A 16164-nucleotide genomic window follows, 5' to 3' on the forward strand; every position below is an offset into this window, starting at 1 on the left:
ATCTTCCTCCTGCCTTCTTAATGTTTAAAATGGCGCACGCCCGTAAACACCATCGTGATGCCATAGTCATTTGCTTTTTTGATGGAATCTGCATCCTTAACAGAACCACCCGGTTGGATGATTGCCGTGATGCCTGCTTTTGCAGCTGCTTCTACAGTATCATCCATAGGGAAAAATGCATCGGATGCCAGAGCGGCTCCTTTTGCACGTTCTCCTGCTTGCGTCAATGCGATATTCGCAGCTCCGACACGATTCATCTGCCCTGCACCGACTCCAATTGTCATATGTTCATCGGTTACGACAATCGCATTGGATTTCACATGCTTAACGACAGCCCATCCCAACTTCATCGCATTCCATTCTGCTTCCGTCGGCTCACGATCTGTTGCTACTTTAATATCAGCTTCTTCAAAACCGTAGGAATCTGGCTGTTGCATAAGCAACCCGCCTTCAACAGAAACCGTATTCCATTGATCATTTTTCTGCTGTTCAAATGAAATTGTCAATAAACGAATGTTTTTCTTCTTTGTCAATGTTTCAATTGCTTCCTCTGTGAATGAAGGAGCAATCACGATTTCAAGGAAGATGTCCGCAAGTTGAGCTGCCGTTTCCCGATCTACTTCCTTATTCAACGCAATGATCCCGCCGAAGATGGACACCGGATCCGCTTCATATGCTTTGCTGAAAGCTTCAGCAATTGTCTTGCCTGTCCCAACACCGCATGGATTCATATGTTTGACTGCTACTGCTGCTGGTTCTGCAAACTCTTTGACTATTTGAATCGCTGCATTGGCATCTTGGATATTGTTATAAGATAGTTCTTTACCATGGAGCTGCTCCGCATATGCGATCGAGAAGTCGGATCCTAGCGGGCGGCTGTAGAATGCCGCTTGCTGATGTGGATTTTCACCGTAACGCAGCGGCTGTTTCAGTTCGTATGTATAGGTAACTTGTTCAGGGAATTGCTCACCCGCAAGTTCGGTCAGATAGCCGGAGATCAAGGCATCATAAGCTGCTGTATGACGGAAGACTTTTGCTGCCAGACGGCGGCGTGTCGGGAGCGTCGTGCTGCCTTCAGCCTTAAGTTCCTTTAATACATCTTCATAATCCGTTGAATCTACAATCACTGTAACATATGCATGATTCTTTGCAGAAGCGCGCAGCATTGCCGGACCGCCAATATCGATATTTTCAATCGCATCATCTTCCGTTACGTCTGGCTTTGAAATGGTTTCTTTAAATGGATAGAGGTTCACACACACGACATCGATTGGTTGGATTCCGTGCTCTTCCATCTGAGCTTGGTGTGCTGGATCGTCTTGTTTCGCGAGCAACCCACCGTGGATCATCGGATTCAATGTTTTGACGCGACCTTCCATGATTTCCGGGAAGCCTGTGATTTCATCGACTGCCGTCACACTTACTCCATTGTCTTTCAAATGCTTCATTGTGCCGCCCGTAGATAATAGTTCATAGCCGAGTTGCTCGAGTTCTTGCGCAAACTCCAAAATTCCGCTTTTATCCGATACGCTCAGTAATGCGCGCTTTTTCAAAAGAATCCCTCCATTTTATAAAAAAAGCCTGTCTTCACAACAGGCTGATCAGTTGTTAAATAAATCCTTTAACGTTTCCGCATACAATTCATGCTCCGTTGCATGAATCGCATAGGCGGTTTTTTGAGCATCATTGTCTACCACATCCACAGCTCGTTGTGCCAGAATCGGACCCGTATCCATTCCTTCATCGACTAAATGCACGGTGACACCTGTCACTTTAACTCCAGCAGCAACAGCTTGCCCAATGGCGTCCTTGCCAGGAAATGACGGCAATAGCGACGGATGAATATTAACGATGCGTTCAGGATATGCATTCAGTAAAACCGAGCCGATCAAGCGCATATAACCTGCAAGTATCAGCCACTCTGCCTGAGCTTCCTCTAGAGCATCTAGTATTGCTTGCTCATATGCTTGCTTCGTTGCAAAATCACGAGGACGTAAAGCAACCACTGAAATATTCGCCTGTTTTGCCCGTTCGACTACGAAAGCATCTGGTTTATCTGTGACGACCAGTACGATATCGGCAGGTATATCGCCAACAGAACAAGCTTTGTTCAAAGCGGCAAAATTACTGCCACTGCCTGACGCGAAAACCGCAATACGAACATTTTCCGCCATTACGCCAAGCTCCCGTCATGATCGCCAACGAACTTGACGCCTTCCTGACCATTTACATGTCCAATTACATAAGCTTGTTCGCCATGTGCTTTTGCGATTTCTACCGCTTTTTCAGCATCTGCTTCGGGCAGTGCGATGACAAAACCAATCCCCATATTGAAGACACTGTACAAGTCACGATCTGTCAGCTCGCCTTTTTCCTTCAACATCTGGAATACCGGAAGTACAGGCCATGCGCCCAACTCTACTTCCACGCCAAAACCTTCAGAGAACATACGCGGTAGATTTTCAAAGAATCCGCCACCCGTAATATGGCCCATCGCATGAACATCTAACTGCTCGTGCATTTCTAGAATAGGCTTCGCATAAATTTTAGTCGGTGTCAGCAAAGCATCCGCTACCGTTCCTAGTCCTTCAAAGCCTTCAATCGTACTATTGATATCCAGACCTAATTGTTCAAACACGATATGACGAACGAGAGAATATCCATTGGAATGGATTCCACTAGAAGCAATTCCTACGAGTACATCACCTTCCTGTACACGCTCTCCTGTCACTAGCTTGCTCTTTTCACAAGCCCCGACTGCAAAACCAGCTAAATCATACTCATCTTCTTCATACAAACCAGGCATTTCTGCTGTCTCGCCGCCAATCAATGCTGCTCCGGATTGCATACAGCCATCCGCTACCCCTTTGACGATCGCTTCGACTTTCTCAGGCACTGCTTTTCCAAGAGCAACATAATCCAAGAAGTACAATGGCTCTGCGCCTTGCGCTACGATATCGTTGACACACATTGCGACACAGTCGATACCGATCGTGTCATGACGATCTGCCATGAAAGCCAATTTCAACTTCGTACCGACTCCGTCTGTACCTGAAATCAGCACAGGTTCTTTATATTCGAGCGCAGATAGGTCAAACATTCCGCCGAATCCACCAAATGCACCTGCAACTCCTTTACGAGTCGTTCGTGCTACGTGGGACTTCATCCGTTCCACTGACTCATAGCCAGCTTCAATATTGACTCCCGCTTTTTCATACGCCTTCGACATGGAAAGGCCTCCTATCGTACGATTTCTTTTTCGTGCGGCATTGCCGTATCCGAATAAATTTCAGTTGGATACTCTCCTGTAAAACAAGCTAAGCATTGACCGCAATTTTTCATTTCAGGCGATCGGCCATTCGCTTCCAGCATTCCATCAATGGAAAGGAAATGCAGCGAATCCGCGCCGATCTCGTCCCGCATTTGTTCCAAGCTTCGTCCTGTTGCAATCAATTCGGAATCGGAACTGATGTCGACTCCGTAATAGCAAGGTGCGATGAGAGGAGGGGATGCAATGACCACATGGATTTCTTTTGCACCAGCTTCTCTCAGCATTGCCACAATACGTTTCGACGTCGTACCGCGAACGATGGAATCATCGACCATCACTACGCGTTTTCCGTGTACGACTTGATGAACAGGCGACAACTTCATCTTCACGCCTTTTTCTCTTAATGCTTGAGAAGGCTGAATGAATGTCCTGCCGACATAGCGATTCTTAATTAGACCTAGTTCATACGGGATGCCACTTTGCTCGGAGAAACCAATCGCAGCAGAAATACTGGAGTCCGGAACTCCCGTCACAACATCCGCGCTAATTTGAACTTCACGAGCAAGCTGCTTGCCACAACGTTTGCGCGCAGCGTGAATGTTGATCCCATCGATATCCGAATCAGGACGAGAGAAGTAGACATACTCCATCGAGCACATCGCACGCTCTGCTGGTGCTGCAAACCGTTCAGACGTCAAACCTTTGTCGTTAATGATCAATAGCTCTCCCGGCTCTACTGATCGAACGTGCTCGGCACCGATAATATCGAATGCACATGTTTCAGATGCCACGACCCATGCATCCCCAATTTTGCCGATAGACAACGGACGCAAGCCATTCGGATCCTGCGCTACCATCAAGCCTTCATCTGTCATTAAGACAAATGCGAAGGCACCTTTTAAGATGCTAAGTGCTTTTTTCACTTTATCCCGCTGATTCAATGAGCCGCTACTGCGTTTGATCAAATGCGCCAGTACTTCTGTATCGGAAGTAGTCTGGAAGATACTTCCCTGACGCTCCAAATGTTCTTTAAGATCTCTTGCGTTGATCAAGTTCCCATTATGTGCAATAGCAAGACTTCCTGTTGTCGAACGAAACACAAGCGGTTGGACGTTTTCAATGCCGCGTCCCTGCTCTGTTGTGTAACGGACTTGTCCAATCGCCCCGTGACCTTTAAGTGTATTTAAGTTGTCACCTGAGAAAACTTCATTGACCAGGCCTTCTCCTTTAACTGCATGAAGACCATCATCGCCTTTTACAACGATTCCAGCCCCCTCTTGCCCCCGGTGCTGAAGTGCATGCAACGCGTAATAGCTAATTTGCGCTGCGTCTTCATGCCCCCAAATACCAAATACGCCGCACTCTTCGTTTAATCCTCTGAGTTCAGCAAGCATGGAATTGCCCCTTTCCAAGCAGCGTGGAATTGTTCTACCGTCCCTTCTACTAGGACAGATCCTTCTGCATCTTTGATGACAAGTTGTCCGCCATCTGTCACTGTTCCGATTTTCACAGCGTCTTCGACTTTCTCTTCAAACTCTGCCACCTGATCCGCCTTCACAGTTACCAAGAAACGCGATTGCGTCTCGCTGAATAAAGCCGTGACCGCAGAACCTTCAACCGTCACTTCAGCACCCAGTCCATCGGTTGCAAATGCCTTTTCACAAAGAGCTACGGCAAAACCGCCTTCGGATAAATCTGCTGCTGATTGGAGTAAGCCTTGCTGAATAGCTGCAAGCAATTGCTTCTGACGCTTAACCTCTACGTCCAAATCGATTGCAGGCGCTTTACCGAAGATTTTTCCTTCGATCATTTGCTGCAGTTCACTACCACCAAATTCTGTCTCTGTTTGACCGATAATGTAGATCGCATCTCCAGCTTGTTTAAAGCCTGGCGTCGTCACTTCTTTTAAATCATGGACGATTCCGACAAGACCAATTGTCGGTGTCGGGTAGATCGGCACTCCATTGACTTCATTCGAAAGCGAAACGTTGCCACCAATGACCGGCGCGTTAAGTTTACGGCAAGCTTCCGATATGCCGTCTGCAGATTTTTCAAGCTGCCAGAACACTTCTGGTTTATCCGGGCTCCCGAAGTTCAAACAGTCCGTCAATGCAATCGGCTCAGCTCCTGAACAAACGAGGTTACGCGCAGCTTCTGCGACTGCGATTTTTCCGCCGGTTTCCGGATCCAAATAAATGAAGCGTGAATTACAATCCGCTGTCATCGCAATTCCTTTATTCGTTCCTCTGACACGGATAATCCCGGCAGACGCTCCTGGAGCTAATACGGTATTTGTGCGAGCACCCGTATCGAATTGGTTGTATACCCACTCTTTTGATGCAATTGTTGGACGTTGCAATAAATCGAGTAAAATTTCCTTTAAGTTTTCTACTTGAGGTTCTTTATTTTCAATCGCTTGGTTCACCGCAAAGGATGCAGGTTCTTTGGATTCCTTCTGGTAGCTCGGCGCGTCTTCAGCAAGCAAATCTGCAGAGACTTCCGCCACCACTTCTCCTTTATGAAGCAAGCGCAACATTTTATCATCTGTTACTTGACCAATTGCCGCTGCATTGATTCCATATTTCGTGAACAATGCAATAACTTCTTCTTCACGTCCTTTTTTCACGACGATCAGCATCCGTTCCTGTGACTCGGACAGCATCATTTCGTATGCCGTCATATTGTCTTCTCGCTGAGGTACCAGATCCAAGTTCATCTCCACGCCATAGCCTGCTTTCGATGCCATTTCTGCTGCTGATGAAGTTAGACCTGCTGCACCCATATCCTGGATACCAATCAAAGCATCGGATTTCACAAGTTCCAAGCAAGCTTCCATCAACAGTTTCTCAATGAATGGATCTCCTGCTTGCATGACCGGCAATTCTTTCTCTTCTTCGATAGATACTTCAGAAGAAGACATCGTTGCGCCGTGAATTCCATCACGTCCCGTTGTTGCGCCCGCATACAGAACTGTATTGCCGACACCTGCTGCCAATCCTTTTTGGATATCTTCGTGATTAAGCAATCCAACCGCCATCGCATTGACTAGTGGACGCTTGGAATAGCATTGATCAAATTGGACTTCCCCAGCCACTGTCGGGATGCCCATCGTATTACCATAGCTCGCAATCCCTGCAACTGCTTCTTCAAACAAAAACTTATCGCGCGGCTCTGTCAAATCACCGAAACGGAGCGAGTTAACCAATGCAACCGGACGTGCGCCCATGGAAAATACATCGCGGATAATCCCACCTGCACCTGTTGCAGCTCCAATGAAAGGTTCAATAGCTGACGGAGAGTTATGAGACTCCATTTTGAACACAGCAGCTTGATTGTCACCGATATCTACAATCCCTGCACCTTCACCTGGTCCCTGAAGTACGCGTTCACCTTCAGTCGGGAATTTACGCAATACAGATTTGGAACTCTTATAGGAACAATGCTCCGACCACATAGCGGAAAATAGACCGGTTTCCGTATAATTCGGAGTGCGTCCAAGCTTTTCCACTGCACGCTCGTACTCTTCATCTGTCATGCCCATCTGAAGATACAGACGTTGTTCCTTAATTTGTTCAGCCGTAGGTTCATGATTAATTGACATGCTGTTCACTCCAATTGTTCAAGATTGAATGGAATAACGGTGTTCCACCTGTACCGCCGATGATTTCCTCAACTGCTCGTTCCGGAAGTGGCATCATTCCAAGAACATTGCCTTTATCATTGGTGATGCCTGCAATAGCTGATATACTGCCGTCTAGATTTTCATCCGCATAAGTGAAAATAATTCGGTTTGTTTTTTTCAGTTCTTCCACTGTCGCCTCATCCGCATAGTAATTGCCGAAGTCGCTTGCCACAGGAAGTTGAATTGTTTGGCCTTTTGCATAGTCTTTTGTGAAAACAGTGTTATTGTTTTCCACCTTCACCGTTTCAAGCGCAGAGCGGAATTTGAGGCTGTTATTGCGCAAAAACCCACCCGGAAGAATACCAGTTTCCACTAAGATATGAAAGCCATTACCTACGCCAAGAACCGGCTTCCCTGTTTCTGCAAACGCCTGAAGATGTTTGCAGGCAGGTGAGCTTTTAGCTAACGCACCTGGGCGCAAATAGTTTCCATAAGAAGTGCCTGTCGGTAATAGAACCGCATCGAAGTAATCGAGTTGATCGGCTTCAGTATGCCAAACGTACTCTACTTCTTGCTTCACAGTCTCCTCGACCGCATAATACATATCTAGATCACAAGTAAGACCTGGGAATACTAGGACAGCGAACTTCATTTGCCGGCGACCTCCCCGATTTCAAAGCGATAATCTTCAATGACTTTATTGATCAATAACTCATCGCACATTTCTTTCACACGTGCTTCTACAGCTTGTTCAGAACCGTCCATCTCTAGCTCGATCAGTTTACCAACCCGTACACTTTTCACTTCTTCAAAGCCCATTTTCTGTAGTGCATCTGTTGTCGCGATGCCTTGTGGATCTACAACACTTTCACGTAATGTTACATAAATAGTTACTTTCGTCATTGTTGGTTCCTCCCAAAGTGGAAATAGTTGTGTAGTGCAATTTATTTAGTCTTCCCAAATACCTGATTGTTCAATTTCAAGCAAAGTGGCTTCTACGTTATTTGTCATCATGGTAACGTGACCCATTTTGCGTTTTTCTTTCGCTTCTGCTTTACCATATAAATGAATCGACCAATCTGGATAATCTGCAATGCGCTGTTTAAGCGGCTCAACATGTTCACCCAGCACATTTACCATTACGACGGAATCCCATAACTTCGGATCGCGCAACGGCCATCCACAGACAGCACGGATATGTTGATGGAATTGCGAGATATTGCATGCTTCGATTGAATAATGTCCAGAATTATGCGGTCGCGGTGCTAATTCATTGATAATAATTTCACCACTCGGCAATACAAACATTTCGACTGCCAAGGTTCCTACCAACTCAAGTTGACTCGCGATTTTCTCTGCTTCCAGTTGGGCCTGTTGCAAAACCTTTTTTCCTACACGAGCGGGCACAATTGATTCATGCAGGATATGATGTCGATGAATATTTTCAGCAATCGGCAGACAATAGGATTGACCCGCAGGATTTCGCTGTATGATTACTGAAATTTCTTTCTCAAATGGAACGAACGCTTCCGCTATACAAGCCGAATGTTTAAAAAGGGATTGAGCCTCTGTCAATTGCCCTTTTGATTCTAGCTTGACTTGCCCCTTGCCGTCATAGCCGCCAAAAGCAGTTTTGACGATGCATGGAAAACCGAGTTCATCGATTTTGTCTGTTAACTCTTCATACGTATCCGCTGTTATGTAATTAGCAACCGGAGCCCCAGCAGCTCGGATAGCTGCTTTTTCATGTATTCGATTTTGCGTAATGCGGACTAGCTCAGCTCCTTGAGGAACATACGCTTGCTCCGTTAAACGTTTCAAACCTTCATAATCAATATTCTCAAATTCAAAAGTGATCACATCGCTGACTTCACGCAATTCAGCTAGTGCTTCTTCATCATTATAAGAAGCCACAATCTCGATATCTGCTATCTGACCACAAGGTGAATCAGTTGTAGGATCCAACACTGCGATACGAAATCCAGCTTCTTTCGCTGCAAGTCCCATCATTCTTCCTAACTGTCCACCACCGATAATCCCTATCGTCTGTCCAGGCTTAATTAATTTCACTCTAACTCACCACTGCTTTCCAACGAGACTTGTCGCATTTCATCACGTCTTTGCTGTAGTTTTTTTCGCAACTCCGCATCTTGTACGCTAAGCATTTGCGCAGCCAGCAGTCCTGCATTAGTAGCACCCGCTTTACCGATTGATACGGTTGCCACGGGAACCCCGCCAGGCATTTGTACGATAGATAATAAAGAATCCATTCCATTCAAGGCTTTGGATTGTACCGGAACACCGATAACAGGTACCAGTGTTTTTGCTGCAACCATTCCTGGCAAATGAGCGGCTCCGCCTGCACCGGCAATAATAGCATGAAGTCCCTTTCCTTCTGCCTGTTCTGCATATTCGAACATAAAGTCAGGCGTACGGTGGGCTGAAACCACGTTCTTTTCATAGGGAACGTCTAGCTCATCCAATATCTCACATGCATGCTTCATTGTTTCCCAATCACTTTTACTGCCCATAATCACACCGATCTTCGGTTCCAAATCCAATCCGCTCCTTCAATCCATACTTTATTATCAATATCATACAAAAAAAGGTCCTTGAAAACTCTACTTTTCACATGCACAAAAAGCAGAACTTTCAAGGACCCTTAACAAAAGAAGGCAATAGCTGAATATTCTTCTGCTATCACACTTAGTTATCCAAGAAAAATTGCTTTCCCACATAGTGTAGACATTTACGGTGTCTTGGTAGAAACGCTGCAGCCAATTCTGCGGCATATACGGGGAACTCATTTACTCTTATTATAGTAACAATTAATATTTAATTCGTCAACTAAAAGACGAACATTGTTTAATAACTCTTTTTCAATCATTCGTCTTTTGAGCATTTAATGAATGAAAACATACCGGCTTCTCATTCACTTTGATAGTATTAGCTATTTTTAACTCCTTGAAACTGCGTCTGCTGCTTAATTGGAATGTACTCCTCTCCCACTTGTTCAAACAGAGGCTTCTCCCTCCTAGCCACTACGCTATAACCTAAACCTTGTATTCGTTCCACACATTGTTCCAATGTTTCATCGTCCTGTTTATCAAACCATATTTTTTTAGTACTCATTTAAATAGCTTTCCTCTTTTCACACTCTTCACCCAGAAGCCGCCATGTATTTTCTTTGGCTCATAGGAAATGATAAACGCCTTCGGATCAAGATCTGTTATTGTCTTGTAGAGCTGCAATTCATATTTACGCGGTGTCAAAATCTCCATAGTTGAACGGCCGCCGCTTAATCCGTTAGCCGACCAATCCGTCACCCCATATCCCGCTCGTCGCAATACTGCAGGCATTTCTTTATCAATATCTGAAGTAATCACATTGACCGTTATATAACCTAAGGCCAATCTCTCTTCAATTTTAGATCCTATCACTACACCTGAACCATACCCCAAAGCATAAGCTATTAGGTTTTGAATTTGGTCTAAATTGTCAAGTACTAAACCAAGTCCGATGACATAGATGACAATTTCTATCATACTGACAACTGCAGCAATATATCTGTAGCCTTTTAACGTCATTATCATACGGACTGTAAAAAAGGAAACATAGACAATATTGATTACAAAGATTATTAACACCATTCCCATAGCAACTTCTCCTTTCTACAATAGGGTTTATCGTATCGCGCCTCACTAAATAATTCAAGGAAAGTCTTTTAATACTGATTTAGCTTTTACACGTCTATCTACGTATCTGCATGACACTCTGAACATTCAATAGGATGAGTAACTCATGCATTGTATCAAGGACCCTGAGACCCGCACTAAATACTCATCGAATCATCATAATCCACGACAGTACGAGCCATTCGCCTTTCACGCCACACTTTCCGTCTTTGCAAACAAATCAATCTCTCACTGCGCTCACCCACAGCTTCATTCAAGACAGGCTCCCTTCATTCTGCATATCCTTATACGAAAATACAAAAAAGCCATTCACTATGATGACCATAGTGAATGGCTTCGCATGCCTAGCAACGTCCTACTCTCACAGGGGGAAGCCCCCGACTACCATCGGCGCTGAAGAGCTTAACTTCCGTGTTCGGTATGGGAACGGGTGTGACCTCTTCGCCATCGTTACTAGACAGATGAGTAAAGCTTGTTCACTCAAAACTGAATAAAAGACATTGTGTACCTCAAGTAGTACTTCTTAAAATAGGTTAAGTCCTCGATCGATTAGTATCTGTCAGCTGCACACGTCGCCGTGCTTCCACCCCAGACCTATCCACCTCATCATCTTTGAGGGATCTTACTTACTTGCGTAATGGGAAATCTCATCTTGAAGGGGGCTTCATGCTTAGATGCTTTCAGCATTTATCCCGTCCATACATAGCTACCCAGCGATGCCTTTGGCAAGACAACTGGTACACCAGCGGTATGTCCATCCCGGTCCTCTCGTACTAAGGACAGCTCTTCTCAAATTTCCTGCGCCCGCGACGGATAGGGACCGAACTGTCTCACGACGTTCTGAACCCAGCTCGCGTGCCGCTTTAATGGGCGAACAGCCCAACCCTTGGGACCGACTACAGCCCCAGGATGCGACGAGCCGACATCGAGGTGCCAAACCTCCCCGTCGATGTGGACTCTTGGGGGAGATAAGCCTGTTATCCCCGGGGTAGCTTTTATCCGTTGAGCGATGGCCCTTCCATGCGGAACCACCGGATCACTAAGCCCGTCTTTCGACCCTGCTCGACTTGTAGGTCTCGCAGTCAAGCTCCCTTATGCCTTTGCACTCTACGAATGATGTCCAACCATTCTGAGGGAACCTTTGGGCGCCTCCGTTACTCTTTAGGAGGCGACCGCCCCAGTCAAACTGCCCACCTGACACTGTCTCCTGCCCGGATCACGGGCATGGGTTAGAAGTCCAATACAGCCAGGGTAGTATCCCACCAACGCCTCCTCCGAAGCTGGCGCTCCGGAATCCAAGGCTCCTACCTATCCTGTACAGGCTGCACCGGAATTCAATATCAGGCTACAGTAAAGCTCCACGGGGTCTTTCCGTCCTGTCGCGGGTAATGCGCATCTTCACGCATATTATAATTTCACCGAGTCTCTCGTTGAGACAGTGCCCAGATCGTTACGCCTTTCGTGCGGGTCGGAACTTACCCGACAAGGAATTTCGCTACCTTAGGACCGTTATAGTTACGGCCGCCGTTTACTGGGGCTTCAATTCAGAGCTTCGCTTGCGCTAACCCCTCCTCTTAACCTTCCAGCACCGGGCAGGCGTCAGCCCCTATACGTCACCTTACGGTTTTGCAGAGACCTGTGTTTTTGCTAAACAGTCGCCTGGGCCTATTCACTGCGGCTCTCTCGGGCTATTCACCCTACCAGAGCACCCCTTCTCCCGAAGTTACGGGGTCATTTTGCCGAGTTCCTTAACGAGAGTTCTCTCGATCACCTTAGGATTCTCTCCTCGCCTACCTGTGTCGGTTTGCGGTACAGGCACCTCCCGCCTCGCTAGAGGCTTTTCTTGGCAGTGTGAAATCAGGGACTCCGGAGACAATTCTCCTTGCCATCACAGCCTAGTGTTATATGAGAACGGGATTTGCCTCGTTCTCCACCTCACTGCTTAGACACGCAACCAACTGCGTGCTCACCCTATCCTACTGCGTCCCCCCATTACTCAAACGGCGGGGAGGTGGTACAGGAATATCAACCTGTTGTCCATCGTCTACGCCTATCGGCCTCGACTTAGGTCCTGACTAACCCTGAGCGGACGAGCCTTCCTCAGGAAACCTTAGGCATTCGGTGGAAGGGATTCTCACCCTTCTTTCGCTACTCATACCGGCATTCTCACTTCCAAGCGCTCCACCAGTCCTTCCGGTCTAGCTTCAACGCCCTTGGAACGCTCTCCTACCATTGACTTGCGTCAATCCACAGTTTCGGTGATCCGTTTAGCCCCGGTACATTTTCGGCGCAGCGCCACTCGACCAGTGAGCTATTACGCACTCTTTAAATGATGGCTGCTTCTAAGCCAACATCCTGGTTGTCTGGGCAGCGCCACATCCTTTTCCACTTAACGGATACTTGGGGACCTTAACTGGTGGTCTGGGCTGTTTCCCTCTCGACGATGGATCTTATCACCCACCGTCTGACTCCCAAACATAAATCATCGGCATTCGGAGTTTGTCTGAATTCGGTAACCCGGGATGGGCCCCTCGTCCAAACAGTGCTCTACCTCCGAGATTCTTTCGTTTGAGGCTAGCCCTAAAGCTATTTCGGAGAGAACCAGCTATCTCCAGGTTCGATTGGAATTTCACCGCTACCCACACCTCATCCCCGCATTTTTCAACATACGTGGGTTCGGGCCTCCAGTCAGTGTTACCTGACCTTCACCCTGGACATGGGTAGATCACCTGGTTTCGGGTCTACGACCCCATACTCATGCGCCCTATTCAGACTCGCTTTCGCTGCGGCTCCGCTTTCTCAGCTTAACCTTGCATGGAATCGTAACTCGCCGGTTCATTCTACAAAAGGCACGCCATCACCCATTAACGGGCTCTGACAATTTGTAGGCACACGGTTTCAGGTTCTATTTCACTCCCCTTCCGGGGTGCTTTTCACCTTTCCCTCACGGTACTGGTTCACTATCGGTCACTAGGGAGTATTTAGCCTTGGGAGATGGTCCTCCCGGATTCCGACGGAATTTCACGTGTTCCGCCGTACTCAGGATCCACTCTGGAGGGAATGCACTTTCGACTACGGGGCTGTTACCCACTGCGGCGGATCTTTCCAGATCGCTTCGTCTAATGCATTCCTTTGTAACTCCGTATAGAGTGTCCTACAACCCCAGGAAGCAAGCTTCCTGGTTTGGGCTCTTCCCGTTTCGCTCGCCGCTACTAAGGGAATCGATTTTCTTTCTCTTCCTCCGGGTACTTAGATGTTTCAGTTCTCCGGGTGTGCCACGATCACGCTATGTATTCACGTGAACGTACTGTCCCATTACGGACAGTGGGTTTCCCCATTCGGAAATCTTCGGATCAAAGCTTACTTACAGCTCCCCGAAGCATATCGGTGTTAGTGCCGTCCTTCATCGGCTCCTAGTGCCAAGGCATCCGCCGTGCGCCCTTTCTAACTTAACCTATAAAAGGTCCAACGTCTCTCTAGCGATAGAAAGAACGAAGGTTAAAAAGTTTACATGAATCAAACAAAATGTTCGATTCGGTTGATTACTTGATTACTTTCAATGTCGTTTTATCCAGTTTTCAATGAACAAGTCTAAAGAAAAAAGCTTTGAACACTCAAAAAATGAGCCTTCAAAACTGAACGCAAAACGTTAACGTGACGGATCGAAGATCCATCTTCCGAATGCCAAGATGGCATACTATCCTTAGAAAGGAGGTGATCCAGCCGCACCTTCCGATACGGCTACCTTGTTACGACTTCACCCCAATCATCTGTCCCACCTTCGGCGGCTGGCTCCCGTAAGGGTTACCCCACCGACTTCGGGTGTTACAAACTCTCGTGGTGTGACGGGCGGTGTGTACAAGACCCGGGAACGTATTCACCGTGGCATGCTGATCCACGATTACTAGCGATTCCGGCTTCATGCAGGCGAGTTGCAGCCTGCAATCCGAACTGGGAACGGTTTTGTGGGATTGGCTCCCCCTCGCGGGTTTGCAGCCCTCTGTACCGTCCATTGTAGCACGTGTGTAGCCCAGGTCATAAGGGGCATGATGATTTGACGTCATCCCCACCTTCCTCCGGTTTGTCACCGGCAGTCACCTTAGAGTGCCCAACTGAATGATGGCAACTAAGATTAAGGGTTGCGCTCGTTGCGGGACTTAACCCAACATCTCACGACACGAGCTGACGACAACCATGCACCACCTGTCACCGCTGTCCCCGAAGGGAAAAGCATGTCTCCATGCCGGGCAGCGGGATGTCAAGACCTGGTAAGGTTCTTCGCGTTGCTTCGAATTAAACCACATGCTCCACCGCTTGTGCGGGTCCCCGTCAATTCCTTTGAGTTTCAGCCTTGCGGCCGTACTCCCCAGGCGGAGTGCTTAATGCGTTAGCTGCAGCACTAAGGGGCGGAAACCCCCTAACACTTAGCACTCATCGTTTACGGCGTGGACTACCAGGGTATCTAATCCTGTTTGCTCCCCACGCTTTCGCGCCTCAGCGTCAGTTACAGACCAGAAAGCCGCCTTCGCCACTGGTGTTCCTCCACATCTCTACGCATTTCACCGCTACACGTGGAATTCCGCTTTCCTCTTCTGTACTCAAGTCCTCCAGTTTCCAATGACCCTCCACGGTTGAGCCGTGGGCTTTCACATCAGACTTAAAGGACCGCCTGCGCGCGCTTTACGCCCAATAATTCCGGACAACGCTTGCCACCTACGTATTACCGCGGCTGCTGGCACGTAGTTAGCCGTGGCTTTCTGGTAAGGTACCGTCAAGGTACAGGCAGTTACTCCTGTACGTGTTCTTCCCTTACAACAGAGCTTTACGATCCGAAAACCTTCTTCACTCACGCGGCGTTGCTCCATCAGACTTTCGTCCATTGTGGAAGATTCCCTACTGCTGCCTCCCGTAGGAGTCTGGGCCGTGTCTCAGTCCCAGTGTGGCCGATCACCCTCTCAGGTCGGCTACGCATCGTGGTCTTGGTAGGCCGTTACCCCACCAACTAACTAATGCGCCGCGGGCCCATCTCACAGTGACAGCCGAAACCGTCTTTCAACATCTCTTCATGCGAAGAAATGGATTATTCGGTATTAGCCCCGGTTTCCCGGAGTTATCCCCATCTGTAAGGTAGGTTGCCCACGTGTTACTCACCCGTCCGCCGCTAATCTTTAGGAGCAAGCTCCCAAAGATTCGCTCGACTTGCATGTATTAGGCACGCCGCCAGCGTTCGTCCTGAGCCAGGATCAAACTCTCCATAAAAGAGAAATTCGAGTTAGCTCGATTTCTTGCTGGCATCATTTAAGATACTCATTTTGTTTATGTCACCGGCAGAGCCGATGCACAAACGTATAATTCGTTAACGTTTTGCTGTTCAGTTTTCAAGGTTCATCGCAGTCGCTTTCTTGACTGTTCCACTACTATAACAAAGATTTTTAAACACGTCAACACTTTTGGACAACTTTCTTTTAAAAACATGTTTATTTTTAAGTCTCACTGAAAACCTCATACTAAAATAAAGCAAATCTCTACAAACAATCTTATAAAACATCAAAAAAACCGTTCCTCTGTTATCTGTT

The 16164-nt window shown here is 47.3% G+C and carries 11 protein-coding genes, 3 rRNA genes and 1 riboswitch; all 14 genes read right to left on the reverse strand.

Annotation, left to right across the window (positions count from 1 at the left end):
• Window positions 1–17 precede the first annotated feature (17 nt).
• Window positions 18–1553, reverse strand: coding sequence for a bifunctional phosphoribosylaminoimidazolecarboxamide formyltransferase/IMP cyclohydrolase (purH, locus tag MKX97_RS14475; RefSeq protein ID WP_342536304.1), 1536 nt, complete (start codon window positions 1551–1553; stop codon window positions 18–20).
• A 48-nt stretch (window positions 1554–1601) separates the two neighbouring features.
• A complete protein-coding gene (purN, locus tag MKX97_RS14480; protein WP_009498630.1) occupies window positions 1602–2174 on the reverse strand; it encodes a phosphoribosylglycinamide formyltransferase in 573 nt (190 codons plus the stop codon).
• The gene (gene purM, locus MKX97_RS14485) at window positions 2174–3229 is read right to left on the reverse strand and encodes a phosphoribosylformylglycinamidine cyclo-ligase (RefSeq protein ID WP_342536305.1); all 1056 of its coding nucleotides are present in this window, start codon (window positions 3227–3229) and stop codon (window positions 2174–2176) included. Before purM ends, purN begins: the two co-directional genes overlap by 1 nt.
• An 11-nt stretch (window positions 3230–3240) precedes the next feature.
• Window positions 3241–4665 carry an amidophosphoribosyltransferase gene (gene purF / locus MKX97_RS14490; protein ID WP_078818481.1) on the reverse strand — a complete coding sequence of 475 codons (1425 nt, stop codon included), beginning with the start codon at window positions 4663–4665 and terminating at the stop codon, window positions 3241–3243.
• Window positions 4641–6872: a phosphoribosylformylglycinamidine synthase subunit PurL gene (gene purL / locus MKX97_RS14495; RefSeq protein WP_342536306.1), complete on the reverse strand. Its 2232-nt coding sequence runs from the start codon at window positions 6870–6872 to the stop codon at window positions 4641–4643. Before purL ends, purF begins: the two co-directional genes overlap by 25 nt.
• Window positions 6862–7545, reverse strand: coding sequence for a phosphoribosylformylglycinamidine synthase subunit PurQ (gene purQ / locus MKX97_RS14500; protein ID WP_009498634.1), 684 nt, complete (start codon window positions 7543–7545; stop codon window positions 6862–6864). The genes purL and purQ overlap by 11 nt, the downstream gene beginning before the upstream one ends.
• A complete protein-coding gene (purS, locus tag MKX97_RS14505; RefSeq protein ID WP_009498635.1) occupies window positions 7542–7796 on the reverse strand; it encodes a phosphoribosylformylglycinamidine synthase subunit PurS in 255 nt (84 codons plus the stop codon). Before purS ends, purQ begins: the two co-directional genes overlap by 4 nt.
• Window positions 7797–7841: 45 nt before the next feature.
• Entirely contained in the window at window positions 7842–8963 is a 1122-nt protein-coding gene (purK, locus tag MKX97_RS14510; protein ID WP_342536307.1) for a 5-(carboxyamino)imidazole ribonucleotide synthase, read from the reverse strand.
• Window positions 8960–9448, reverse strand: a complete 489-nt coding sequence (purE, locus tag MKX97_RS14515) for a 5-(carboxyamino)imidazole ribonucleotide mutase (protein WP_040759839.1) — start codon at window positions 9446–9448, stop codon at window positions 8960–8962. Before purE ends, purK begins: the two co-directional genes overlap by 4 nt.
• A 162-nt stretch (window positions 9449–9610) precedes the next feature.
• Window positions 9611–9711: riboswitch (purine riboswitch) on the reverse strand.
• A gap of 128 nt (window positions 9712–9839) precedes the next feature.
• Window positions 9840–10025: an NETI motif-containing protein gene (locus MKX97_RS14520; protein WP_009498638.1), complete on the reverse strand. Its 186-nt coding sequence runs from the start codon at window positions 10023–10025 to the stop codon at window positions 9840–9842.
• Window positions 10022–10549, reverse strand: a complete 528-nt coding sequence (locus MKX97_RS14525) for a DUF2179 domain-containing protein (protein WP_009498639.1) — start codon at window positions 10547–10549, stop codon at window positions 10022–10024. The genes MKX97_RS14520 and MKX97_RS14525 overlap by 4 nt, the downstream gene beginning before the upstream one ends.
• A gap of 381 nt (window positions 10550–10930) precedes the next feature.
• Window positions 10931–11046: ribosomal RNA gene (gene rrf, locus MKX97_RS14530) — 5S ribosomal RNA — on the reverse strand.
• A 71-nt stretch (window positions 11047–11117) separates the two neighbouring features.
• Window positions 11118–14043 (reverse strand): 23S ribosomal RNA (locus MKX97_RS14535).
• A 252-nt stretch (window positions 14044–14295) separates the two neighbouring features.
• Window positions 14296–15847, reverse strand: a 16S ribosomal RNA gene (locus tag MKX97_RS14540).
• The 16S, 23S and 5S rRNA genes sit together here, the layout of an rRNA operon.
• Window positions 15848–16164: the final 317 nt, after the last annotated feature.

It is taken from the genome of Sporosarcina sp. FSL K6-3508 (assembly GCF_038615825.1).
Taxonomy (GTDB): Bacteria; Bacillota; Bacilli; order Bacillales_A; family Planococcaceae; genus Sporosarcina; species Sporosarcina newyorkensis.